The sequence below is a fragment of the Chitinimonas prasina genome, assembly GCF_030160395.1.
GTDB lineage: Bacteria > Pseudomonadota > Gammaproteobacteria > Burkholderiales > Chitinimonadaceae > Chitinimonas > Chitinimonas prasina.
The window spans coordinates 146,467-169,076 of the sequence record NZ_BSOG01000003.1; the positions used below are offsets into that span (position 1 = coordinate 146,467).

Consider the following 22,610-nt stretch of genomic DNA (forward strand, 5'->3'; position numbering starts at 1 on the left):
TTATCCTCCTGGTTGATTCAGGAAATAGTGCGTGATCGCGGGTCCACCGTCTACCTGATAGCTTACCACGAAGCGATCTGGCCTCCCTTGAAGGTTGTCGCTATCGAACTCCATGCTGAAGTTGCAATGCACCTGCTTGCCAGCCTTGGCCAGCCTGGCTAGTTCCAGCTCCAGCTGCTTGTAAGGGCCTTGGTTCAGGTTCTTCTTGTTGGGAAATTGCTTCTGATCTGGCTTGCCATTGCCGGGCACGACATTGAGCGGGCCACCGGGGAAGCCGAGGGCATCGCCGCCACGGTGGAATCCGACATCATGGCTGTCCGCCTCCTTGACCTTGCCCAGTAGGCGGTCCAAGACCTTCATGCGCCTGCCGCGCTTTTTCACGTCGACCTTACCCCGGGTGCTGACCGAACGGCCTAGATGATCGGTTTCGAATTCCATGCCATCGAAGTGATAGATGGTATTGGGCTGCAAGGGCTGTTTGCTGACGGCGATGTATTCGTTGAAATTCTGGATATAGATGTGCTGGTTGGCCGGCGGGGATTCTGGTCTGGTGATCAGTTGCGCTGGCGTGGGGGCGGCGTGTTGCTGGTTCAGCGCCTGCAGTATGTCGGCGTTCTTGTGGCTGCCTACCCAGCGATTGCTGATGCCGGCTTCTCTCAGCGCCAGCCGGGTGCGATTTGCCAGGTTCAGTGCATGCTTGCCTAGGTCCTCCTTGTAGTCGATGTCGCCACGGGCGGCCAGTGCCAGGATGGCGGCACTGCGCGCGGTGCCGGTGAGGCCAGGCTGGTTGGTGTCGATACTGCGTGCCAGGGCGGCGATGGCAAGGTCGCCGGCTTGTTCCTGTTCTTGGATGTAGTCATGGGCTTTGCGCAGTTCGTCGTGCTGATGCAGCGTCTGCCAGGCGGCGTCCACGGTGGCCTGGGTGGGGGTGTCGAGTGTATCGGGTAGCGCCGGGCCGGCCGGCTGGCCCGGTGGGCGCGGTGGGCGCGGTGGGCGCGGTGGCGGCTTGGGCTGGGTGGGCCGTTGCTGCATCTGTAGCAGTGTCTGCTGTACCAGCGCTACCTGCTTGCGGCCTATCAGTAAGCCATCGGTGTGGGGTTGCGAGCGGATGTGCTGGAGATTCAGGCTGGTCATCAGCGCTTGCAGCTGGGCCTTTTCGCCATGCAGCAGCAGGGTGCCATCCTTGTTCAGCGAGGTCTGCGGGAGCAGCTGAGGGGCGTTGCTGCTGTCACTGGTGTGGAGTGGGGCTGGGCTGGATGTGTCTTCTGCCGTCGGTTGGGTGACGGGATCGGCAGGGTGGGGCTGAGCGGCTTGTGGGGTGAGGGATTGGGCGGGTGCGTCCTCGCTTGCGGCGGGAGGTTTGGCGCTTTCCTCCACCGTGACGTGGCGCTGTGGCCCATGGCGGGCGGCGGCGGCAACTTGTCCAGTGTTACGATCGGCCGTGGTTGCCCGGGCGCTGGGTGTGGTGGCTGCGGGTGATTCCGCCTCGCTTGGAGGCGTCGCTTGGGTGCGGGAGAAAGTGGCCTTTGTATTGCCAGCAGTTGCTGCTTGCGTGTCTGAGGTACGGCTGTGGTCAGGAATCTGGCCGGCGGTGGCGCTGGTGGCTTCAGGCGCGCGACGTTCGGTGGTGGCCTGGCTTTCCTGGTCTGCAGCAGCAGGGTGGGTGACAGTGTTGGCCGCCCTTGGTGCTGGGGTATGGATGGCGGTCGCAGCCACGCCGCCTAGCTTGCTGGCGCCACGGCTGGCTGTACCGAGCAGGCCCGCTGTTGCTGCGCCCTCCAGGGCGGCCTTGGCAACGCCTTGCAGCAGCGACTGCTTGGGGTCGATGACCTGTTGGCGGGCGTGATTCTTGGCCAGTTGCTCCGCGCCGCTCTGGACGGCTTCTTCTGCCGACTCCTGTACCAGCTCGCGGCTTACCCGGGCTAGTGCCTGTACGGCAGTCTGCCGGCCCAGTACCTTCTCGCCTTGCCTGACGAGTGCCGTGGTGCCGAACAGGCCGCTGAGGGCACCGGTGCTCAGGCCGGTACGCCATGCAACATGGGTGGCATAGCTGTCTGCCATGGCGGCGCGCGCTTTGTCGGCGCTGCCCAGGGTTTGCAGCAGCTTTTGGAATTGCGGTGATTGATCGAGCTGGGATGGGTCGGCCTGCATGATTTCGTCGTAGGCCTCGGCGCCGCTTTGCATGGCCGCCAGGCTGCCTTCGGCTACGCTGTTGCCGACCACGGCGGGCAAGGCCTTGGCCAGCTCCGCACCTTTGGGTAGCTGCAGGATGCGCGCTGCGGCCTTGCCCAGGGCGCCTTGTGAGGCAAGTGTGCGCGCTGCCAGTGCCGTACCGCCTACCCGGGCGGTGAGGGTAATGGGGGCCGCGACGGCGCCGCCCACTGCCATGCCGGGCAGCGACTGCACACCGGCCAGGCCCAGCTTGTGGAGGCTGAGTTCATCGGACTGCATGGCGTTGTAGCCCAGGTCGCTGAGCAGGGCCTCGCCATACTGCATGCCGCTGCGTCCCATCTCCATCATGTCGGCGCCGACTTCGTCGGCCCCGAGCTTGCCGACCAGCCAGCCGGCGCCATGAAGCAGGCCGTTGGAGCCTATGGTCCATGCGCCTGCTAGATCACGGGCCCCGCCGATCCAGAAGCCTTCTTCCTCCCGCCCTGGTGTGTGCCTGGCGGGTGGGGGCAAAGAAAAAGCCGCGTTGGACGCGGCTTTGGGGGGAGGGGGGTGGGATTGTTTATCTAGCCATGCGGGCATTCATTTCTCCTCTTCCGTTGTGAGTGTGGGTTGGTTCAAGGGCCTGTGATGAATCGCTGACGCTCGTCGCCACTTTTGAATTGGCTGCGCTTGATAAAGGCTTAAGTTCATGGCTGGCACCATGGGGTGAACAGGCGCTCAGTCGCCGCTCAGGTACATATCGCCCTGCTGGTGGGCGCGCTGTTGTTCCAAGGCGATGCTAGCGTGGCAGCTGGCTTGCCTACTGGTGGCACCTGTGCCGAGAAACAGCGGTTGCCAGACTTCGCGCTGGTAGCGATCGGCCTTGGCGGTGGCACTGCCATAGAGCCTTTGCAGGCGGCTGGCTTCGTTGCGGGCGGTGCGGAGGGCCTGATCCAGGGCGGGCATGCCGGCATCCAGCGGTCCCATGCCTTTCATGGCTTGATTGAGACGTTCGATTTCGGCGTGCTGCAGGCCCAGTTGCTGGCTGGCCAGTCTGGCGATGTGGCGTAGCTCTGCCAGGCGGTTGTCGGCTTCCAGCTCGGCGGTGGCTTCGATCAGGCTGCGGGCAATGTGGCTGAGGGCTGACATGGATATCTCCGTCTTGATGGGGGCCTACCTGGGCCTGGCGTGCCAGTTGCACGCCAGGCCTTGCAAGGGCAAGGCACTCGCTGAGGGCGTCGGCCGCTGTAGGGTGCACTTGCCAGAAAACCGGACTGCGCGCCTGGCACGCGTTCTGGTTTGCCGGCAAGGTGTGGCCGGCGACACGCAGCTCAGGCTGCACGGTGTTTAGCGACCGATGGCGCTTGTACGATATGCGTTCAAAACATGTTCAAAAAAGCGTACATATGGAGCGTGTGAATCCCCCACCTTCCCCATCCGCCTTTGTGTCGGTACGCCTGCCGCTTTAGGTGGTACACCAGACTACGGTGCTGCGGCTACGAGGAGTTTGTTGCGCGATGACATGGCGACATCGATGAACAGATTGTACGTAATAATGTACTTAATGTCAAATATTCGTACGAAATGTACGTTTCGTGTTTGCGCGAGAGAGGTGGGCGGGCAAACGGGCCCGCCCGGGGGGTTACCAGCCGACCTGGATGGTGCGCTGGTTCAGGGCTTGAACGGGCCTGGCATTCATCTTGTAGTGTTTTTTGAAGTCAGCCAGTTGCTGTCGTGACAGGCTGCCCGGCACCTTCAATATCAGCCAACGCACGCCTTCGCTGCAGGCTGGGGTGGTCAATGACCCTGGCAGGGTGTAATAGCGGGTTATGGCGGGCAGCAGCCTCGCGACATTGATGCGGCTGTCGTCTGTGGCGGTCTCTTTGGGCGGTGGAATCTTGTGCCAGAACTGTTTGAGGAAGGCATTTTCTTTGCCGGTATTGAGCAGGACGGCAACGACTGCCAACTGGCCCGCGTCATTCTTGTGCACCAGGTGGGCAACCAGGTCGTAGCGCTGGCCGTTGACGGTTTCTTCGGCAGGTGTGTGGAAGTGGAACTGCAACAGGCGATATTCGTCCTGACCCAGCCGTATGCTGCTGCCACTATCGTAGTTGAGCTGGACGGTGTGGCCATTGTTGACGACTTGCGTGCTGCTGTCGTGGTAGTTGAATTCGATATCAGGTAATAAGGCGTGCTCTACGCGGGCGGTGTCGATATTGACGGGTGATTGTTCGTGACCGCTGTTGCAGAGGCCGCCCCAATGCTTGGGGCCGTGTTTCCCGTGGTAGCTCCAGTGGGTTTCTTCTGCGGATGCGCTGGTGCAGGCCAAGAGGGCGGCTGCCAGCAGGCAGGGGGTGATCTTCATGATTTCCTCGACTCCTTGAATGTATGGGTGCCGAACAGGGGCGGCAGATTGAGGTATAGCGCATGTGTGGGTATCCGGCTGGCGGCAGCGTGGGCACTGGCATTGTGATTGCCGGTGGTGCGATTAAACTCAGGTAGAGGCAGGCCCTTAGCGGCGCGACCGGAATTCTTGTGAGCAGGAAGGATTGATATGTCTACCCTTGAACGGGCGATTGCCATTGCGGCGACGGCACACCAGGGCCAGGTTGATAAGGCGGGGCAGCCTTATATACTGCACCCCTTACGTCTGATGCTGGCGGTGACGACGGCTGACGAGCGCATGGCGGCTGTGCTGCATGATGTGATTGAGGATACGGCGGTCACGCTGGAGGAGCTGGCCTTGGCTGGCTTTCCGCAAGCCGTGCTGGACGCGGTGATGGCCTTGACCAAAACCGAGGGGGAGTCGCGTATTGCGGCGGCGCATAGAGCGGCCGCTAACCCCATTGCGCGGCGGGTAAAGCTGGCCGACGTGGCGGACAATATGGATCTAGGCCGCATCAGCCAGCCTACCGAGGCCGACTATGCCCGGCTCAAGGTCTACGAGCAGGTGCGTGCCATCCTGCAGGCGGGCGAGCCGTTGTGACCTTGTCTCTGGCGGTATCAGCGTATGCCGGTGCTGCCGAGCTCTGCCGTGCACACGGCCAGCACGCATTCGCGCAACCAGCGGTGGGCGGGGTCGGCCTGTAGCCTGGGGTGCCAGATCAGCGAGATGGTGAGCTCGGGCAGGGCGATGGGTAGTGCGAAGCTGTGCATGCCCGCACGCAGATTGCCGGTATGGCGTTCGGGCACGCTGGCGATCAGGTCGGCATGACGCGCCAGTGCCAAGGCGGTGGAAAAACCGCTGACTATGGTGACGACCTGGCGTTCCAGCCCCAGTGATGCCAGCGCTGCATCGATAGGGCCTTGTTCCCGCCCTTGCCGCGAGATACCGATGTGCCTGCCGGCAGCATAAAGCGCTGCGGTCGGCTCGGTTTGGCTTAGCGGATGCCCCGCACGGACAACCCCGATGAAGCGATCACGGAACAGGGTCTGGACTTTCAGCTCCGGGCCGGTGGCCTCGCCTATCACACCCGTCTCGAGATCGACGCTGCCGTCGCGCAGTGGTGCATTGTCCTTGCTTGTTTTCTGCATGAAGCACAGGCGTACGCCGGGCGCCTCAGCGGCGATGCGGGCCATGAGTGCTGGGCCGAAATTCTCGGCGAACCCGTCGCGCGTGCGCAGGGTGAAGGTGCGTACCAACTGTCTGAGATCGGGCTGCTCGGCCGGCCGCAATACGGCTTGCGCATCCTGCACCAGCTGGCTGACGCGCTCGCGCAGTTCGATCGCCCTTGGTGTTGGCACCAGGCCGCGCCCGGCACGAACCAGCAGGGGGTCGCCAGTGGTTTCGCGCAATCGTGCCAAGGCTCGGCTCATGGCCGAGGGGCTGAGCCGCAGGCGGCGTGCGGCGCGGGCGACACTGCCTTCCGCCAGCAAGACATCGAGCGTGGTGAGCAGGTTGAGATCGGGCGTGGACATGGGTTGACGATAGCGCAGAACAGACACGGTGTGGCGTCGTATGCATGAATAAAGTGCAAATGCTGCGCCTTCCGCCATGAGTGACGGGGGGCTAGTCTCTGCTTGTGATCGCGGTGTATGGCGAGTGGCAATCGGAGGCGGCTTTCATGATGAAACCAAGGGTAAAAGCAGGTAATGCGGTAGGGGCGGCTGTGCATCGGCCGGCTGCGGTGGACTGGGCGCTGGTTAGTCTGGCGCTGGCGATGTTGCTGTCTTCGTTGGGCACCAGCATTGCCAGTGTGGGCTTGCCGACGTTGGCACAGGCCTACCAGGCTTCTTTCCAGGCGGTGCAGTGGGTGGTGCTGGCGTATCTCATTGCCATTACCACCTTGATCGTCAGCGTTGGATGGCTGGGCGACGTCATCGGTCGCCGGAGGCTATTGCTGGTGGGGATAGGCCTGTTCACCACGGCCTCGGCGCTTTGTGGTGCTGCGCCTACGCTGGGGGCCTTGATTGCTGCACGGGTGGCGCAAGGCTTGGGTGCGGCCATCATGATGGCGCTTGCCCTGGCCCTGGTGGGCGAGGCCGTAGCCAAGGACAGGCGCGGCAGTGCCATGGGGCTTTTGGGTTCGATGTCGGCCATCGGGACGGCGCTCGGGCCTTCGCTGGGGGGCTTGCTAATAACCGAGCTGGGGTGGCGGGCGATGTTCTGGTTCAATCCGCCCTTGGGCGTATTGGCCGGTTTGCTGGCGTATCGCTACCTGCCGGGGGATGGCTTGGCCCCCAAAGCCAATCTGCGTGACTTCGACTTTGGGGGCATGTTGCTGCTGGCGGTGACGCTGGCGGCCTATGCGCTGGCCATGACAGCAGGGCAGGGCGGGGCGGGTTGGCGCAATGGCGGGCTGCTGCTGCTGGCCTTGGTAGCGGGTGGCTTTTTCGTGTGGCTGGAGACCAGGGTTGCGTCGCCGTTGATACGCTTGGGCATGTTCCGTGACCCCGTGCTGAGCGCTGGCCTGACCACCAGCGCGCTGGTGGCCTCGGTGATCATGGCGACACTGGTGGTCGGGCCATTCTATCTGGCCCGTACGCTGGGGCTGGATGCGGTGCTGGTGGGGCTACTCATGTCGGCCGGGCCTGCGGCGGCGGCGCTTGGCGGGGTGCCTGCCGGTCGCCTGGTGGATCGCTTGGGTGCGCCGCCGCTGACGCTGGTGGGCCTGGCGGGCATGGCCGTGGGCAGTAGCATGCTGTGGCTGCTGCCGCCGGCCTTGGGAGCCGTTGCCTATGTTGTACCGCTGGTGATCATCACGACCAGCTATGCCTTATTCCAGACTGCCAACAATACGGCGGTGGCGGCGGATGCCAGGCCCGACCAGCGAGGTGTCATCTCGGGCATGCTTAGCCTGTCGCGCAACCTGGGCTTGATTACGGGCGCTTCGTTGATGGGGGCTGTTTTTGCTTACGGGGCAAGGGCGACCGATGTCACGCTGGCCTCCGCTGTATCGGTAGCGGCCGGTATGCAGATGACGTTTGGTGTCGCGACTGGCTTGATCTGCGTGGCGATAGTCGTAGCCTGGGCGGGCCGCAGGAGGTTGCTGCCGGCCCCGGCGGATGTTGCTGAGGCTGCTTCGAGCATGCCTGGTGGCGGCTCTTAGTGCTCCCTGACCATGACGTGCACCGTGATTTCGGGGTGGCTGGCCAGGGTTTCGGTCTGTTCGGTAAAGCTGAAACCCATGCGCTGGTAGAGCTGGCAGGCGCGCTGGTTGGTGGGCGAAACGGAGAGTACAACCCTGCTGTGACCCAACTGGCGGGCATGGTTGATGACGGCTTGAACCAGGCTGCTGGCCGCTGTGCTACCGCGCGCTGCAGGGGCTACCCACATGGCGATCAGTTGGTATGCCTGGCTTTGTGGATGCACCACGCCACCGACGAGGCCAATGGCTTGCTCATGGGCATAGGCCAGGAAGAAGGTGGGACCTGCCTGTGCACCGGCGCGGGCTTGCCATTGCTCGTCACTGTCGTTGGCGACCTGGGCGTGGCTGATGCCAAAAGCCTTAGGTGCATCCAGCAGCGCGGCCAGCCGTAGCGTCTTGAGTGTGGGCCAGTCTGCCAGCGTGGCCGGCCGTACATGGATAGCTGCGGTCTGCATGGAATGTAGTTAGCGCTTGCGTGCTAGTGTCAGTCCATCGCTCAGGGGCAGCATGGAAAGGTCGATGCGTGTGTCGGCGTGCAGTTTGCGGTTAAGCGCTTGCAGTGCCTGGGTGTCGGGCTCTTGCGATGGCTGCGCGACGGCGCCGCTCCACAGCACATTGTCGATGGCAATGAGACCGCCAGGGCGCAGCAGTTGCAGGCAGCGCTCGTAATAGGCGTCGTAGCTGACCTTGTCGGCATCGATAAAGGCAAAGTCGTACTGGCCGGCTTCGCCTGCACGGAGGCGCTGATCCAGGGTGTCGACCGCAGGCGCCAGTTGCAGGTCTATCTTGTGGCTGATGCCGGCGTCGTGCCAGAACGGCTTGCCGATGCGGGTGTAGTCGTCGCTGATGTCGCAGGCCAGCAGGTAGCCATCATCGGGTAGTGCGAGCGCGACGCTGAGGGCGCTATAACCGGTGAAGACGCCTATCTCAATGGCACGCCGTACCCCCAGCAGCTTGACCAGCATGGCCATGAACTGGCCTTGCTCCGGCGATATTTGCATGCCCGCGGCTTGGTGGCTACGGGTGGCTTCCCTCAGCCCGAGCTGGGCCGGGTGTTCGCGTAGGCTATGGTCCAACAGGTATTGGTACAGGGTGTCGTCGAGGTTCAGGCTGCGGTTGCTCATGCGCTTTCCTGTTGCGGTGTCGTTGCCAGTGCTTGGCCGGGAGCAAGATATAACCCACGGCTGAGGCGAGTTCAAGCGCCCGGTGCCTGGACTGGGTGCTGCCCTTCATCAGCGGGTGGCCCAGCTGGCATTGAGTTGCCGGGTCGTACCGGGCGCAGCTTGCTTGAGCCACTGCTGTGCCTGTGTGTCATTCAGCAGGTAGGCACGCCAGAATTGCAGGCTGGCCTCCTGTACCAGCTTGCGCTGGGCCGTGGCATCGCCATTAACCTTGCCCCTTTGCTGGCCACCGAGAAAGGCATGGTTGGCCCCATCCAGCACCAGCCGGTATTTGTCGCCCGGTGGAAGGTGGTCAAGCAGCGCGGCTCTATCGGCTGGAGTACGTTCGGCGTGCAGCGGATCCTGGTCGTCGGTGCCGGTAATCAGCAGCATGGGGCGTATCATCTGGCTGTGGCGTCTTTCCCTGTCGTTACGCAAGGACGGGCTGAAGGCCAGGAAGGCGAGCGGGCGTGGATCAGCAAAGCGTAGGCCCACCATGGGATAGCGTTCGCCTGCGAGCCCTTGCGTCGTGACGGCACCGAAGGAATGGCCGCTGGCCCCTAGCCGCAGCAGGTCTACCCGGCTTGCTACGGTATCCTGCCGGTGCTCGACCAGGTAGTCGATGACAAAGCTGACATCACGCAAACGTTCCAGTAACTGGTGTGCGGTGGCGGCATGCCGGAGGTTGGCTCGGCGGTCTTTGGCGGGCTTGTCTTGCCAAACTGAGGCGTCGCTGCCTGGGTGTTGCAGCACCAGCACGGTAAAGCCGTGCTCGGCCCAATAACTGACCCAGTCAACCGCTGCATCGCGCGAGCCACCCAACCCGTGGGAAAACAGGATGGTGGGCGCGGGTGCCTTGCCCTCAGGCAGATAGGCTTTGAGCGGGATGCTGCGTTGGCGGACAGGGTCGTACCAATTGGTTTCCAGCGTCTGGACTGCTGCATGCAATGGGCTGCATAACAGCAGGGCGAACAGCATCAGGGGGTAGGCAAGCAATGGGCGGCGCATGGCGGCAAACTCTTGGTGGGAAGTGACGCCAAGATAGTGCCCAGCGTCGGCGCGGGACAAGCAGGTCTGCGGTTTGTTTACCCTTGAAACGGAATGTAACAGGGCCGCGATAGCGGCAGCTCGTACCCGCCCATGCCTGCCTCACTTGGAGCGCTGTGCATTGATGGCTTGCAGCAACTGCTGAAACCGGCTTTCGAGATCGGCCCCCAGCAGGGCAATGGCGCCCCGCACCAGGCTGTTGATGACGCCAGCCAGTACGCCGAGGATAAAGACCGCCAGTGCGCCACCCAGAAACACCACTATGGATTTGGACAGGACGATGTTGCCATTGGGGCTGTGGACGGTGTTGTCGGCAGGGCTTAGCGAGGCAAAGTAGCCGATGATGGCGTGTGATGCTGGGTCGCTCCAGAGGGCGTCTATGCCGGTAATCAGCTTGTAGAGCAGCAAGGCGGCAGCACCCAGCAGGGCGAGGGCAATGGCGGTTTTCAGGCTGTTGAGGTGTTCCAAAGCGATTCCTGGGTGGTGGCGCCTGATTCAGCATAGATGCAGGTGGGCGCATCCAGAAGCTAGAAGTCTGCGTGGCATGACGTGGTCAGATGGCAATATTCCGAATACATCAAATGCCTGCTGAGTCGAGGTGGCTCGCCCGTACCAAACTCTGGCTTGGTGGTGGAGGTTGCTGGAGATACACACTGGCGTGCGGGCTGAAACCTGATGTAGGTCGATATGACCGCTTGCCTGTTAGCATGGCAGGGTCTGAGTCTTTGCCTGGATGGGTCTGCCGATGTAATGCCTGTGTTGAGATCGCTGTTTTTTGCACGCCATTGCCTTGCGATGGCGGTGTTGTTGCGTCTCTACAGGACAGGAATATGACTTCATCTTTGACGCCGGCCACGCCGGCTGCCGTATCTACCCATGCCCACAACGCACTGGGGCACTCCGAGGAATACTTTGGAGCTTATCGGGATTTTTGGTGGAACGCCGACTTTCTGCAGCTGATTGCCAGGCGCTGGCAGTTGCAGCACTACCGCAGTGTATTGGATGTGGGCTGCGGGCAATGCCACTGGAGCCGTTTGCTGCTGCCCTATCTGGCGGACCAGCCGCAGATTACGGGCCTGGATCGCGATATCAAATGGTCGCAGGGCGACCCAGCGCTGCAGCGCCGATTTGCCGAGCAAGGGGCTAGCCTGGTGTTCCGCCAGGGTGATGCAGTTTGCCTGCCTTATGCCGACGATAGCTTTGACCTAGTGACTTGCCAGACGGTGCTGATACATCTGGCTGACCCCTTGGCCGCGTTGCGGGAGATGCACAGGGTAGCCAAGCCGGGAGGCAGGGTGATATGTGCCGAACCGAGCAATCTGGCCAATGCCGGCATGGCCAGTGCACTGGAGGCAGACATGACGCCGGCGGAGCGGTTGGCGGCATATCGTTACCGCCTGCTGTGCGAGACGGGCAAGCGGCTGGTGGGCGAAGGCGACTCATCTCTGGGAGATGGGCTGGCTAGCCTGTTTCGGCAGGCGGATTTTGCCGAGGTTCAGAGTTATCTCTCGGACAAGGCCACGCCGGTATTGGCGCCCTATGGGGGCGAGGAAGCGCAGGCTGACCTGGCGGATTTGCGCGAGAGCATGTTGCCGGAGCGGGTGGCACTATGGGATAGCCATGTGGCGCGCTGGGTTACTGCACTAAGCCGGGAGGACGCTGATTTCGTACGGACGTATGCGGCCGATGTCGATGCGCGCCATGCGCGGTTGCGCGCACTGCTGGAGTCGGGGCGCTATTGGTATGGTGGTGCTGCAGTGATGTATCTGGTGTCTGCAGTGAAGGCGCGCTGATACCAACCCTGCTGATGTTGCTGTGCGAGCTGGTCCTCGCGCGCCTAGCCAACGTCGTTAGGCTGGGGTTGGTTCGCGGTTGGCGGTAAGCATTGCGCTGGCGATGGTCCCGATGGTGGGGCGTATCGTCAGCGCATTTCGCTTCTGGCGGCGTTGTGGCGGTTTAGCCCTTCACCTGCTGGGTGTAGGTGGCGACACGTGCGCCAAACTGCCGTGCGGTTTCTAGATCACCAGGCAGCGGACCTTCGTCGGGGCTGGCGTCGGAAGGGGATTGCGTCATCAGACCTGCAAAGGAGCCAACATAGTTGAGGTCGTTACGGTGGGCGGTCTTGCTATTGGAGGGCATCATGCCGCTGCCAACCCAGATCATGCTGTGCTGCATGGCCAGGGTAATGAGGTAATGCAGGGTGGAGTGCTTGTCGCCATTCATGGTGGCGGAATTGGTGAAGCCTGCGGCAATCTTGTCCTTCCATTTCTGGCCGAACCAGGGCTTGGAGCTGGCATCGGCAAATTTCTTGAACTGCCAGGACACGCTACCCATATAGGTGGGCGACCCCATGATGATGGCGTCGGCTGCCTCCAGTGCCTCCCAACCACCGTCCGGCAGATTGCCTTCGGTATCAATGGCATACAGGCTGGTTTCGGCCCCCGTGCTGGCGGCGCCCGCATGGACGGCCTCGGCGGCTTTCTTGGTGTGGCCGTAACCACTGTGATAGACGATTGCGACTTTTGCCATGGCAGGCTCCTTGATGGTACCGGGCGGGAAATGCCACGCCCTGATGAGTGGGGTGGCTGCAGTATGGCAAGATGCAGGCAGGAATGAACGCGGTTTATTTTGAGCGGATTAATCAGAATTACTGAACTACATGAGGTGAGGAAATTGTTAGTGCTGGCAAGACATGCAGAGCCGATGTCAGTAGTGCGGGAGGCTCATCTGCCTTTGCTGGCGGATGCAGAGAACGGGCTGACGGCAGCGGGTTGGGCTGCCGCCACGGCATTGGCCGAGGCCCTAGCTGGGCTGGGCGGGAAATGCCTGCTGTATGCCAGCCCGATACGCCGGGCGAGTGAGACGGCCACCTGTGTGGCAGAGCGCTTGCAGGTACCGATACAGTATGAGGCCAGCCTGGCGGAGCGTAGTTTTGATGCCTTGCCTCAGTTGACAGGACGCCTATCGCAGCAACTGCAGGAGGATGGCCTGCTTGCCCCTGAGTGCAGTTTGATGGGCGAGGAAAGCGTGGCCCAGCACCGGGCGCGCGTGGCGAGCTGGTTTGGCCACCTGCAGCAACAGCTGCTGGCGAAACCCGACCAGCATGTGATTGTGGTTTGCCATGGCGGCACCATAGAGCATCTGATGGGTTTGATATTGCATGCACCGGTGGCGGCTTTGGCGCGTTATTACCTGCGTTGCGACTGCGCGCATTTCCATCAGCTATCGACCGCCTTGCTCGGTGGGCAGTTGGCCTTCATTCTGGAGGGCTCTAACCGAGCACGTTTGCACTTGCGTGGCTGAGACTAGCTGCAAGTCCCACCATGTTGGTAGCAGGGCCTGTATTTCTGGGCGGCAGTAACGATCGTCGATCAGGTAGACGTAGCCTTGGTCTTGCTGGGTGCGGATTACTCTGCCGGCGGCCTGTACCACTTTTTGCAGGCCAGGATAAAGGTAGGCGTATTCGTAGCCGGTGCCGAACAGGGTGCCCATGCGCTGCATGATCTGCTCGTTGACGGGATTGAATTGCGGCAGGCCCAGGGTGGCGACGAAGGCACCGATAAGCCGGTCGCCTGCCAGGTCTATGCCTTCGGCGAAGGCGCCGCCCAAGACGGCGAAACCTATGCCTTGTCCGCCGGGGACAAAATGTGCAAGAAAGCCTTGCCGCTCGCTTTCATCCATGCGTCTGGCCTGCTGCCAGGTGGGGATGAGGGGGTGGCAGGACTGGAAGGCGTGACTGACTTGCTGTAGGTAGTCGAAGCTGCTGAAGAAGGCCAGGTAGTTGCCTGGATGGCGGTGGTATTGCTGGGCGACCAGATTACAGATGGGCGTGAGCGAGGCCTGGCGGTGTGGATAGCGGGTGGAGATGTCATTGACCAGGCGTACCTGCAGCTGGCTGGCTTGAAATGGAGAATCGACATTGATCCAGCCAGTGTCGGGTGGCAGTCCCAGCGTGTCGGCGTAATAGTGCCAGGGGCTGAGCGTGGCGGAGAACAGGGTGGTGCTGCGGGTGCTGGCAAAGCGCGGCTGCAGGAACGGGGCGGGCAGGATGTTGCGCAGGCAGAGGATGCTGTTGGCTTGCCGGCTATGCGTGCCGCTCAGGGTACTGTCGAACTGGGAGTGCAGGTCATAGACCTCGGCCAGGTGGGTGAAATGCAGGGCATCGAAATAGAACTGCTGTAGCGTTGGATCCAGCCCCAATGGCTGCTCGACCAGATGATCTGTAATGGCGCTGATGGCTTGTTGCAGAGGGTGGAGCAGGGTATCGGGCAGTGTGGGGTGGGCCTGATATGGGGTTTGCTGGGCGTCCGTGAGGGTTTTCCAGCTACGGTGCAGGCGATCCAGCGTTTTGCGTAGCACCTTGGGGGCTTGCTTGCGGGCCAGGCGGAATGCCGCTTGATCGAGCGTGGCGCTGTACATCTTGCGCGCACGGTCCACCAGATTATGGGCCTCGTCCACCAGCACGCCCACCTGCCATTGTTGTGCCTGAGCCAGGCCATGGAGCAGGGCGCTGGTATCGAAAAAATAGTTGTAGTCACCGACGACGACATCACTCCAGCGCGCCATCTCCTGGCTCAGGTAGTAGGGGCAGACCTGGTGGGCCAGTGCGATACCGCGCAAATTTGCCTGATCTTGCAGCTGCAAGCCAACGGCAGCCGCGCGGGCTGCGGGCAGCCGATCGTAGAAGCCCTGGGCTAGCGGACAGGCATCGCCGTGGCAGGCTTTGTCCGGGTGCTCGCAGGCTTTGTCGCGAGCGACCAGTTCCAGCGTGCGCAGGGAGCCGCCGGCCATACCCTGTTGCAGCAGTGACAGGCTATCGAGGGCAAGTCGACGACCGGGTGTTTTTGCCGTCAGAAAGAACAGCTTGTCCAACTGCTGGACGGGCATGGCCTTGAGCAGGGGAAACAGGGTGGCTACCGTCTTGCCCAGGCCGGTGGGGGCCTGGGCCAACAGATGGCGACAGGTGCTGGCTGCCTTGTAGACGGCCTCTGCCAGATTGCGCTGGCCTGGCCGGAAATGCGGATAAGGGAAGCCCAGCTGCTGCAATTGCTGGTTGCGTTGCAGTTGATGCTGCAGTTCCTGATCGGCCCAGGCGGTAAAGCGGCCGCACAGGGTTTCGAAGTATTGCTGCAGGCTGGCGGCGCTATGGGTCTCTGTCAGCAGTGTCTCTTTCTGGCGGTTGATGTCGTAGTACACCAGCGCCAGTTCCAGTTGCTTGAGCTGGCGCTGCTGACAGAGCATGTGCCCATAGACTTTGAGCTGCGCCCAGTGGAGCGCCCGGTGATTGGCGGGCATGCGCGCCAGGTCGCCACGATAGGTCTTGATTTCCTCCAGCCGATTGTTGTCCGGGTCGTAGCCATCGGCGCGGCCGCGAACCAGCAGGTTCTGGTATTGACCGGACAGGCTGATTTCGGCCTGATAGCCACTGGCGCGTCGTGCGGTGACAGCCTGGTGGCCGGTGATGCCCTCTTGGGCCGTGGGGGCTGGGGTGAAGCGCAGATCGAGGTCGCCGGCCTTGGCCGTGAATTCACACAAGGCACGTACGGCGATGGCGTAGCTCACGGTGCACCCGCCTCACTACCTGCTTGCCAGCGGACGTAGCACACGCTGATTGGGAGGCTGTGGGCCAGGCAGTAGGTCAGCCAGCGCTTCTGGTTGTCTTGCAGCTTGTCGCCTGGGCCTTTGACTTCAATCATGCGGTAGCCTGGGTGGCCTGCTTGAAACTGGATCAGATCGGGCAGGCCTGTACGGTTGGCTTGGAGGTCGGCCAGCATGCGTTGAAACAATAGCTTGAGGTGCTGTGGCGGAATGGCGGCCAAGGCCTGCTCCAGCAGATCGGGCGTAAGCCAGGGCCAGTGGATGAAGGGGCACTGCAGGCCGGCTTTTTCCTGGTAGCGTTGCCGCAAGGTCTCTCTATAGCTGCCGCTGTCAAGTTCGGCGAAGCATTGCGCACATATTGCCGCCCGGCGGTGCTGGAAATCTGGTCGATAAAGATCTGCAGGAGCGGCCTGGAAGGGATGAAAGAAGGCGCCGGGCAAAGGGGCATACAGGGCTGGCCAGAACAGTAGGCCGAATAGGCCATTCAGCAGGGTATTTTCGACATAGTGTACCGGGGCGTCGATGCGATGGAGATGATCGCGAACGGCCAGCTCGACAGCCTGTCCGGACTCGGAGGGGGGCAGCACCAGCCATTGTTCCGGCACGGGTACGGCTGGTGCGGGTGCGGGCTTGGGCTGGCCCAGCCTGCGGGCCAGCCGTGGCAGTATGCGCGCCAGTTGTTGCAGTTCGGCGTCGTTTTCCGGTTGCTGCTGTGCGGCCGTGGCCAAGGCAAAAGCCGTCGCGTACTGCTGTTGCAGTTCCAGCAATCTGACCTGCCGGGTGCGGGCGCCGGGATGGCTGCTGCGTTGGTATATCGCCAGGGCGGTCGCCACATCGTCGGCTTCGCATTGTTGTGCCAGCTGGAATAACAATCTGGCGCGGCGACTCTCCAGCCATGGGTTGCCATACGGCTGGGAGGGAATGGCGTCCAGTAGTTCGGTGATTGCTGTGCCTTGGTGTAGGCGCTGGCGGCAATCGTGCAGGTGGAGGTAGTCGTCTATTTCCTGGCGATGCTGGAAGGCACGCGAATGGGGACTGAATGGGACTTTTTCGTACTGGAACACACCCAGGTCGGTGAGCACGAATTCCGACCAATCCTGGTGCAGATTGCCAAAGAACATTAGCCGCAGGCGCTCGCAAATTGGGGTGACTTGCAGTGCGTAAACGGTATCGCTGGTGGTGGGGTGCCAGGCTGCCAGGGGGCGCGGCTCTGGGTATTGCGGGCTGAGCTCGGCCAGCCAGGCATCCTTGCGTTGACCTGCGGGGCCAGCAGGCAAGGCTTGTGCGAGATCGGCCCGGGTCAATAGCTGAAACAGCTGGGGCAGGCTCAGTTCGGGCTTGGTATCCAGCCAGCCCAAGCTGGTGAGCGGTGCGGCAGCAGAACGGATGCAGCCGATTTCGGGGTAATGCAGCTTGCTGGCAAGAAACAGCGGCCCCTTGCGCATGACCAGCCGAACGAGCAGTGCTTGGGAGGGGAGAGGCAGCTGCTGAAATGCGGCGATGAACGCCTGTTCTGGATCACCCAGCAAGTCGCCATAGCGTTCGCTAATCCAGCCCAGCGCACTTTGGAAGTTGGTGAGGTAGTAGAGAGGGGCAAGCGTGGGGCGCTGCATGGCAGGGGGAAGAGATCGTTCGTAGACACCAAGCTGTGGCAGCACCATTATGGTGAACGATCGTTCTCTTTGCAATGCAACTGTTACGCTGGTGGAATCCACATATGATCAGGGCGCTTCTTTGGTGGAAGAAGCGCCCTGGTTTCATATCAACTATGTGCGATTACTGCACGAAGCCTGGCATGGCAACCTTGCCATTGAGCATTTCATCGACGCTGTTGCCGTAGCCCACATAGATCTGCGAACCAATGAGGTCGTTGTTGACGCCGAGGGGGATGGTGGCGATGTGTACCGGAATGCTGGTGTTGGCGACGGCGGTACTTGCCACTGGAATGGCGGGCGGGGCGTAGAGTTCCCAGTTGCTGCCATTGCGCAGGAAGAGGCTGTTGCCTACCTGCACGCCGATATAAATATTGACGGTCTTGCCCAGGTCGGCGCTGCCGGGTTGTATGGTGGCGTTGTAGCTGACTTCGGTTGCGGTGGCCGAGCGTGCCAGCGAGAAAGTGGGGCCAAAACTGATGGCGTTATAGGCGGCCGCGACATCAAGTATGCCGTAGCCCCAGGTGTAGTTGGGTGATTGCGGGAGCAGGGTCTGAGCATTGTAAACGGGTAGCGTACCCACGAAACCATTGGTCTGGACATGACCCAGCAGGGCCTGCTTGACTTCGGCGAGCGTCAAGTTGGGTTTTTTCTGCAGCAGCAGGGCGATGGCGCCGGCGACATGTGGCGTGGCCATGCTGGTGCCGCTTTTGCCTACATGTTTGCCATCCGGATCGGTGCTGCTTTCGGCAACATCGTTATCGTCCTGGGCCAATGCCGCAAAAATAGTCGCGCCGGGCGCGGTGATTTCAGGCTTCATGATGGCGGGGCACTTGGCCAAATTGCTGCAGTCGCGACGCGGGCCACGGCTGGAAAAGCCGGTGATGTCGCCTACGACATCGTCCGGCACGTTGTAGGTGCTGCCGTCTATGGCTTTCCAGCTGCGCTTGGTGACATAGGCTGCAACGCCAAGGACATTGGTGGCCGAGGCGGTGTCGGTGATGATCTCGCTGGTGACATTGTCGGTGTGATCGGTAAAGGTGCCACCGCTGGTGTCCTCTCCACCGATGAGGCTGAAGCGACCTGGTGCTCCGCCGAGCGAGTTGGCCGTAAGGGAGATGCCCCACTTGCCCACGGTAACATCGGCGGCACTGGGATTCAGCGTAATATAGATTTGTCTGTCATCATTGCTGGCCAGGGTGTCGGTGGAGGCCACCACAATCTGACCGCAACTGGTTTCCTTGTCTATGGACTGATTGACGGCAATCAGGCCGCTATCGCAATCAATGCCGCCTGGGCCGGTGACGCGTACGCTGAACGACTGAGTACCGGGGTACCACATTTCCAGGTAATAGGTTTGGTTGCCGTCAGGGACCTCGTAACCTACGGTGACGGTCTCCCCCTGACTGATATTGCCACTGGCGCGTATCTTGGCATCGCCTTCGTTACCGGCGGCGCCGACTATCATGAAGCCAGCATCGACCGCGTTGGACAAGGCGCGCTCATAATTGGAGGTGCCGTCGCGCGCGCCGAAATAGCTGCCTAGGCTCAGGTTGACCACAGCCGGCTTGCCGGCTTGGCTGGCGACCTGTTTGATATAGCTAACGGCATCGACCACGGCGTTGCTGGCTGCGACGCCGCTGCCTATGGCGTTAGCCGAGACAATGTCGGCCTCGGGCGCCATGCCCACCATGCGGAAAGCAGCCATGGCGCCCCCCGTTGCCTGACCATTGCCAGCCGCGATACCGGCAACATGGGTGCCGTGGCCGCCACTGGACGGTTGCCGGCACATGGTGCTGTTGCCCTGGATGGCCGCGTTGATCATGGCAGCCGTGCAGATACCGCCATAGGTAAAGCCGCTGGGAGGCGCGCCTGATGCGCCACTGGCACGCATGTCCCACAGCTGTAGCAGCCTGGTGCTGCCATCCTGCTTACGGAAATCCATGTGGCGGTAATCGATGCCATCATCAACGATACCGACAATGACGCCTTTGCCGGTCGCGCCAGTCAGGTTGAAGCCTGTGCCGCTGCGTAGGGTATTGGCCTTGGTGGCAGCGACGCTGCTGTCGAGCTTGGGACTGAGCTTGCGCGCCGCCTCGATGAACATCACACCAGGCAAGTTGGCGATCTGTCGTAGTTTATTCCTGGGGATATCTACAGAGGCAACATCGCCCAGCACGCCACGCACTGTGACGCCACTGGCGCGTGCGGCATCCAGGCCCTTGCCTTCAAAGCGAAGCAGCGCAGGCACCATATTGGGCTTGCTGCCGGCATTGGCGGGAATGACCTGGGCTTGCAGGGCAGGATTGCGGGCAATGGCTTGAAGGGCGGCATCCAGGCGGGCTTGGGCAAACGCACCAGTAGCCAGCGCCAGGCTGATAAGGCTGAGAAGACTGCGTGAGGCGGTCATGGGGACTCCGGATAAAGCGGACTGCGATGGATGTTGGATCAAGTGAGATTAGACCAGCGGCACGGCTGAATCCAATCGGGCGGACAGGTTACCCCCGTGGCAGGGAGGGGCTTGCAGTTTTTTTCCCGGACTAGGATGGTGAACGATTCGGTCTGTGCGCTTGCGTTGGCGTGTAAGCATCAGCCCAGTTGCTTGCCAAAGCAGATGGCCTTGGTATTGCCGACGTATTTGCCGTAGTTGTCGATGGTCTGGAAGCCGCGAGCGCGGTAGAAGCCGACTGCTCGCTCGTTGACCTTGCGGGTCTCCAGCCAGAGTGTCTGGTAGCCCAGGGTACGGGCTCGCTCTTCAAGGTGGGCCAGTATGGCCGAGCCTACACCTTGATGGCCGGGCCGGGAATACATGCGCTTGATTTCGGCAATGCCATCACCCAGGGGACGGAAAGCACCGCAGCCGACGGCCTGGCCTGTGTTGTTGCGGGCGACCACAAAGGCAGCATTGGCTGCGCGCACGTCATCCGGGTCGAAGGAGGCTCGCCCACTATCGCCGGTGATGTGTGCGAGCACCGCCGAGAGTTCGTCCATCAATAGCTGGGCATCGAGGGATGCGGGATCTTCTGCTTGTATATGAAGCATGGGTATCATGGTAGGGAGGATGATGAATGGGCCTGCGTTCAACCTGCGCGCCAGAACTTCTTTCCCAGCACCCTGAAGCGCTCCAGATCGTCGCCACGTATGTCCTGAGCGGCGAACTCGGGATTTGCCGAGCGCAGGCGGATGCCATCGGTAAGGCGATCAACGAACTTGATGAAGAGTTGGTCGCCAACTAGTACTGCATAGACTTCGCCATCAACGATGCGGGTGTCGGCGATATCGATGACGACGGTGTCGCCATCGCGCAGCTCGGGTTCCATGGAGCGGCCACGTACATAAAGTGCCTTGGCATTCTCGGGCTTACGCCCCCGCGCCTTGAAGAAGCTGGCACGGAATACCAATGGGTCATCCTCGCTATGCTCAACCCAGGCCAGGTTGCCATTTCCGGCAGAGAGGCCCACATCATAGCTGGGGACCTTGACGTAGCGCTGTTCGTCCAGCTCGGTGAAATCGTTGTACGCAGCAACGGCCGCGCCTGCGGGTATCTCTCCCGGCCGCATGGGGCCTTTGCCTGAGGACAGCCAGAGCGCATTGACGTTCAGGAAGCTGGCAACACGCGCGCCATAGTCTGCACTGAGGCTGTGCGCACGGCCATTGAACCATTGGTTGACCGTTGAGCGCGATACGCTCAGGTGCCTTGCGATGTCGGCCTGTGAGACCTTCGCAGCATCGGCGGCTGCTTGCATTCGTTCGGATAGAGTACGCATTGCCGGATTGTCTTGCAAAATAAGTACGAATGCGCGCCCATTTCGTTGAATTACCGTACGCGATGACGTACAATTGGTGGGGTGGTAGCGCCCGCATTGAGGCGATGGTACTCACAAGAATGAGGAGAGAAGGGATGCAATTCAAATCGGCGGCACATCTGTTGGCGTGGGCGTTTGAGACGAGCGAGCGTCCGATATTGCGTAGTGCGCGATGCTATGACGCGGGGTCGGCCGAGGTACGGGGAGGCGGGCCGGTAGGGATGTCAGCGCATGACAAGCATGCTCAGGCGGCAGTTGTGATGGCTTTTCTTTCTAGCCTGCCGGTGGGGCAGAAGTGCGTGGTGTTTGGCTTGTTCAACCCAACCATGCGCGAAAATATGAGTATTGCGGCGGCGGACAGTGTGCCGAGCAAGTATGGCTTTCAGGCGGCGCGCTATGCGGCAAGGATGTGGATGACACCTGTTAGCCAGAAGGGGGCGACTGCGGGGTCGGAGGTGGAGCTGGCAGGCATGGCGGGTTGCTCGGCAGCGACGGCGCATCGCTACAAGCACGCGGTGTGGGCTGAGCTGGATGCGCAATACACGGCTGCTCTGAAGGCGGTGGCGCATCGATTCGACGAACTCCTGCGGCCGGCTCAAGAGGCGTCGCGCACAGGTTCATAGGGCATGCTGTCAAGGTGTACAGCTGAGGCTTCGAAGCCAGCTTCCCCGCCGGCGGGCGGGGGTAGGGGTGGGGCTCAATCAAGGTCGGGCCGTTGTTTGAGTTGCCGCCATGGTGAGCACCCGGGTTTCCCGGGTGCCTGCGCTGCAGGTATCTTTACGCTCGCGTGTGCAAGTTCAGTGTAGGCCCTAATTGTCATCCCATTTATCGGCGAGGTGCTTGAGATCGCCGGTTTTCTCCAACTGGCGTGGCGCTGCCTTGATACGTTCGATGACTGCCGGCCGTATATGCCGGGCAAACGTCAAATAGAAGGCCTGGCGATCCTTGACGGTGGGTAGTGTGCGCACTTTTCCTTTCAGCCCCAGTTTACGAATATCGCTCTTGATGCTGGGCCGTCGGTGATAGAAAAACGCCCGCGACCAGCCAGTGGTTTTTGAAGATTGGTGGGGGGTCTTGGCGTTGGAGTCTATCTGCAAGCTGCCCAGGGCCCGCAGGCGGCTGACCGGGCCGAACCCAAGTATGGTGAGTATGATGCCGCTATCGCCTAGCTTGCGTACATCGTCCCAGCGCTGGACGGATGCGGCATCGTCGGCACGGGCTACCAAGTGGTAGCGGACCTGGAACAGGGCGGGTTCGGCGTAGATAAAGCGGGCCTCTCGCTCAGGGGTTTTGGAGAAGCCACATTCGGCATCTATCGAGCCCGCTGCCATCGAGGCTTCGATACGTGCGGCGGGTTCAATTCCTGGTCGCGGCTAAAACGGTTGGTGGGCTCCAGCTGTTCTATTGCCCTGAATACATCAATACAAATACCACCTTTGCTGCCATTGGGCAGTGCGAGGTACTTGGGTTCGGTGCCACTTTGGGATGGCACCTTGAGCATGATGCTTTCAGCCCCCAGGGCGTGGCTGCAGGCGAGGCTGAGCAGGCACAGGGCAGTCGTGAATCTGAGCCATGAGGGCCGCATGGACCAGGTGGGGAGCCGAGGTG

At 61.6% G+C, this 22,610-nt stretch carries 20 protein-coding genes; 5 read left to right on the top strand and 15 right to left on the bottom strand.

Annotated elements, in window-relative coordinates; all coding sequences use genetic code 11:
- The 3 genes from QQK16_RS13780 to QQK16_RS13790 all read right to left on the bottom strand — a co-directional run bounded on the left by QQK16_RS13780 (position 1) and on the right by QQK16_RS13790 (position 4,516).
- Positions 1–2,751, bottom strand: a complete 2,751-nt coding sequence (locus tag QQK16_RS13780; protein WP_284197060.1) for a DNA/RNA non-specific endonuclease — start codon at positions 2,749–2,751, stop codon at positions 1–3.
- Positions 2,752–2,889: 138 nt separating this feature from the next.
- Positions 2,890–3,300, bottom strand: coding sequence for a hypothetical protein (locus QQK16_RS13785; protein ID WP_284197061.1), 411 nt, complete (start codon positions 3,298–3,300; stop codon positions 2,890–2,892).
- Between the two features lie 493 nt (positions 3,301–3,793).
- The gene (locus tag QQK16_RS13790; RefSeq protein ID WP_284197062.1) at positions 3,794–4,516 is read right to left on the bottom strand and encodes a carbonic anhydrase; all 723 of its coding nucleotides are present in this window, start codon (positions 4,514–4,516) and stop codon (positions 3,794–3,796) included.
- A gap of 189 nt (positions 4,517–4,705) precedes the next feature.
- Here QQK16_RS13790 and QQK16_RS13795 point away from each other — a divergent pair, with 189 nt between their 5' ends.
- Positions 4,706–5,137, top strand: coding sequence for an HD domain-containing protein (locus tag QQK16_RS13795; RefSeq protein ID WP_284197063.1), 432 nt, complete (start codon positions 4,706–4,708; stop codon positions 5,135–5,137).
- A 17-nt stretch (positions 5,138–5,154) separates the two neighbouring features.
- Here the strand turns inward: QQK16_RS13795 and QQK16_RS13800 are convergent, their stop codons facing one another.
- Positions 5,155–6,069, bottom strand: coding sequence for a LysR family transcriptional regulator (locus tag QQK16_RS13800; protein ID WP_284197064.1), 915 nt, complete (start codon positions 6,067–6,069; stop codon positions 5,155–5,157).
- Positions 6,070–6,215: 146 nt separating this feature from the next.
- On the opposite strand from QQK16_RS13800, the gene QQK16_RS13805 reads away from it, so the two are divergent.
- Positions 6,216–7,700, top strand: a complete 1,485-nt coding sequence (locus tag QQK16_RS13805; RefSeq protein WP_284197065.1) for an MFS transporter — start codon at positions 6,216–6,218, stop codon at positions 7,698–7,700.
- Here the strand turns inward: QQK16_RS13805 and QQK16_RS13810 are convergent.
- From QQK16_RS13810 to QQK16_RS13825, 4 genes are all read right to left on the bottom strand, one after another.
- Positions 7,697–8,194, bottom strand: a complete 498-nt coding sequence (locus QQK16_RS13810; protein ID WP_284197066.1) for a GNAT family N-acetyltransferase — start codon at positions 8,192–8,194, stop codon at positions 7,697–7,699. The two genes, QQK16_RS13805 and QQK16_RS13810, sit on opposite strands and share 4 nt — an antisense overlap.
- A gap of 9 nt (positions 8,195–8,203) precedes the next feature.
- A complete protein-coding gene (locus tag QQK16_RS13815; RefSeq protein ID WP_284197067.1) occupies positions 8,204–8,863 on the bottom strand; it encodes a class I SAM-dependent methyltransferase in 660 nt (219 codons plus the stop codon).
- Between the two features lie 108 nt (positions 8,864–8,971).
- Positions 8,972–9,907, bottom strand: coding sequence for an alpha/beta hydrolase family protein (locus QQK16_RS13820; RefSeq protein ID WP_284197068.1), 936 nt, complete (start codon positions 9,905–9,907; stop codon positions 8,972–8,974).
- A 141-nt stretch (positions 9,908–10,048) separates the two neighbouring features.
- Positions 10,049–10,414, bottom strand: a complete 366-nt coding sequence (locus QQK16_RS13825; RefSeq protein ID WP_284197069.1) for a hypothetical protein — start codon at positions 10,412–10,414, stop codon at positions 10,049–10,051.
- Between the two features lie 362 nt (positions 10,415–10,776).
- On the opposite strand from QQK16_RS13825, the gene QQK16_RS13830 reads away from it, so the two are divergent.
- Complete coding sequence (locus QQK16_RS13830) at positions 10,777–11,739, top strand: class I SAM-dependent methyltransferase (RefSeq protein ID WP_284197070.1); 963 nt, start codon at positions 10,777–10,779, stop codon at positions 11,737–11,739.
- A 163-nt stretch (positions 11,740–11,902) separates the two neighbouring features.
- Here the strand turns inward: QQK16_RS13830 and QQK16_RS13835 are convergent, their stop codons facing one another.
- Positions 11,903–12,475: a flavodoxin family protein gene (locus QQK16_RS13835; RefSeq protein WP_284197071.1), complete on the bottom strand. Its 573-nt coding sequence runs from the start codon at positions 12,473–12,475 to the stop codon at positions 11,903–11,905.
- A gap of 150 nt (positions 12,476–12,625) precedes the next feature.
- Between QQK16_RS13835 and QQK16_RS13840 the strand changes: the two genes are divergently transcribed.
- On the top strand, positions 12,626–13,249 hold the full coding sequence (locus QQK16_RS13840) for a histidine phosphatase family protein (RefSeq protein ID WP_284197072.1): 624 nt from the start codon (positions 12,626–12,628) through the stop codon (positions 13,247–13,249).
- On the opposite strand, the gene QQK16_RS13845 is transcribed toward QQK16_RS13840, so the two are convergent.
- The 5 genes from QQK16_RS13845 to QQK16_RS13865 form a co-directional block, all read right to left on the bottom strand.
- A complete protein-coding gene (locus QQK16_RS13845) occupies positions 13,169–15,508 on the bottom strand; it encodes an ATP-dependent DNA helicase (protein WP_284197073.1) in 2,340 nt (779 codons plus the stop codon). The genes QQK16_RS13840 and QQK16_RS13845 overlap by 81 nt on opposite strands.
- A complete protein-coding gene (locus tag QQK16_RS13850; RefSeq protein WP_284197074.1) occupies positions 15,505–17,157 on the bottom strand; it encodes a VRR-NUC domain-containing protein in 1,653 nt (550 codons plus the stop codon). Before QQK16_RS13850 ends, QQK16_RS13845 begins: the two co-directional genes overlap by 4 nt.
- Before the next feature lie 163 nt (positions 17,158–17,320).
- Entirely contained in the window at positions 17,321–19,606 is a 2,286-nt protein-coding gene (locus QQK16_RS13855) for a S8 family serine peptidase (protein WP_284197075.1), read from the bottom strand.
- Between the two features lie 179 nt (positions 19,607–19,785).
- Positions 19,786–20,238, bottom strand: a complete 453-nt coding sequence (locus tag QQK16_RS13860; RefSeq protein WP_284197076.1) for a GNAT family N-acetyltransferase — start codon at positions 20,236–20,238, stop codon at positions 19,786–19,788.
- Between the two features lie 38 nt (positions 20,239–20,276).
- The gene (locus QQK16_RS13865) at positions 20,277–20,963 is read right to left on the bottom strand and encodes a LexA family transcriptional regulator (RefSeq protein WP_284197077.1); all 687 of its coding nucleotides are present in this window, start codon (positions 20,961–20,963) and stop codon (positions 20,277–20,279) included.
- 134 nt (positions 20,964–21,097) lie between these two features.
- Between QQK16_RS13865 and QQK16_RS13870 the strand changes: the two genes are divergently transcribed.
- On the top strand, positions 21,098–21,625 hold the full coding sequence (locus tag QQK16_RS13870) for a hypothetical protein (RefSeq protein WP_284197078.1): 528 nt from the start codon (positions 21,098–21,100) through the stop codon (positions 21,623–21,625).
- Between the two features lie 186 nt (positions 21,626–21,811).
- Here QQK16_RS13870 and QQK16_RS13875 read toward each other — a convergent pair whose 3' ends face one another.
- Positions 21,812–22,363 carry a transporter substrate-binding domain-containing protein gene (locus QQK16_RS13875; protein ID WP_308447051.1) on the bottom strand — a complete coding sequence of 184 codons (552 nt, stop codon included), beginning with the start codon at positions 22,361–22,363 and terminating at the stop codon, positions 21,812–21,814.
- Between the last annotated feature and the right edge of the window lie 247 nt (positions 22,364–22,610).

Excerpts from the sequence above, each read along its gene's own strand:
- QQK16_RS13780 (WP_284197060.1), bottom strand. The coding sequence starts at position 2,751 with ATGCCCGCATGGCTAGATAAACAATCCCACCCCCCTCCCCCCAAAGCC.
- QQK16_RS13785 (WP_284197061.1), bottom strand. The coding sequence starts at position 3,300 with ATGTCAGCCCTCAGCCACATTGCCCGCAGCCTGATCGAAGCCACCGCC.
- QQK16_RS13790 (WP_284197062.1), bottom strand. The coding sequence starts at position 4,516 with ATGAAGATCACCCCCTGCCTGCTGGCAGCCGCCCTCTTGGCCTGCACC.
- QQK16_RS13795 (WP_284197063.1), top strand. The coding sequence starts at position 4,706 with ATGTCTACCCTTGAACGGGCGATTGCCATTGCGGCGACGGCACACCAG.
- QQK16_RS13800 (WP_284197064.1), bottom strand. The coding sequence starts at position 6,069 with ATGTCCACGCCCGATCTCAACCTGCTCACCACGCTCGATGTCTTGCTG.
- QQK16_RS13805 (WP_284197065.1), top strand. The coding sequence starts at position 6,216 with ATGATGAAACCAAGGGTAAAAGCAGGTAATGCGGTAGGGGCGGCTGTG.
- QQK16_RS13810 (WP_284197066.1), bottom strand. The coding sequence starts at position 8,194 with ATGCAGACCGCAGCTATCCATGTACGGCCGGCCACGCTGGCAGACTGG.
- QQK16_RS13815 (WP_284197067.1), bottom strand. The coding sequence starts at position 8,863 with ATGAGCAACCGCAGCCTGAACCTCGACGACACCCTGTACCAATACCTG.
- QQK16_RS13820 (WP_284197068.1), bottom strand. The coding sequence starts at position 9,907 with ATGCGCCGCCCATTGCTTGCCTACCCCCTGATGCTGTTCGCCCTGCTG.
- QQK16_RS13830 (WP_284197070.1), top strand. The coding sequence starts at position 10,777 with ATGACTTCATCTTTGACGCCGGCCACGCCGGCTGCCGTATCTACCCAT.
- QQK16_RS13835 (WP_284197071.1), bottom strand. The coding sequence starts at position 12,475 with ATGGCAAAAGTCGCAATCGTCTATCACAGTGGTTACGGCCACACCAAG.
- QQK16_RS13850 (WP_284197074.1), bottom strand. The coding sequence starts at position 17,157 with ATGCAGCGCCCCACGCTTGCCCCTCTCTACTACCTCACCAACTTCCAA.
- QQK16_RS13855 (WP_284197075.1), bottom strand. The coding sequence starts at position 19,606 with ATGACCGCCTCACGCAGTCTTCTCAGCCTTATCAGCCTGGCGCTGGCT.
- QQK16_RS13860 (WP_284197076.1), bottom strand. The coding sequence starts at position 20,238 with ATGCTTCATATACAAGCAGAAGATCCCGCATCCCTCGATGCCCAGCTA.
- QQK16_RS13865 (WP_284197077.1), bottom strand. The coding sequence starts at position 20,963 with ATGCGTACTCTATCCGAACGAATGCAAGCAGCCGCCGATGCTGCGAAG.
- QQK16_RS13870 (WP_284197078.1), top strand. The coding sequence starts at position 21,098 with ATGCAATTCAAATCGGCGGCACATCTGTTGGCGTGGGCGTTTGAGACG.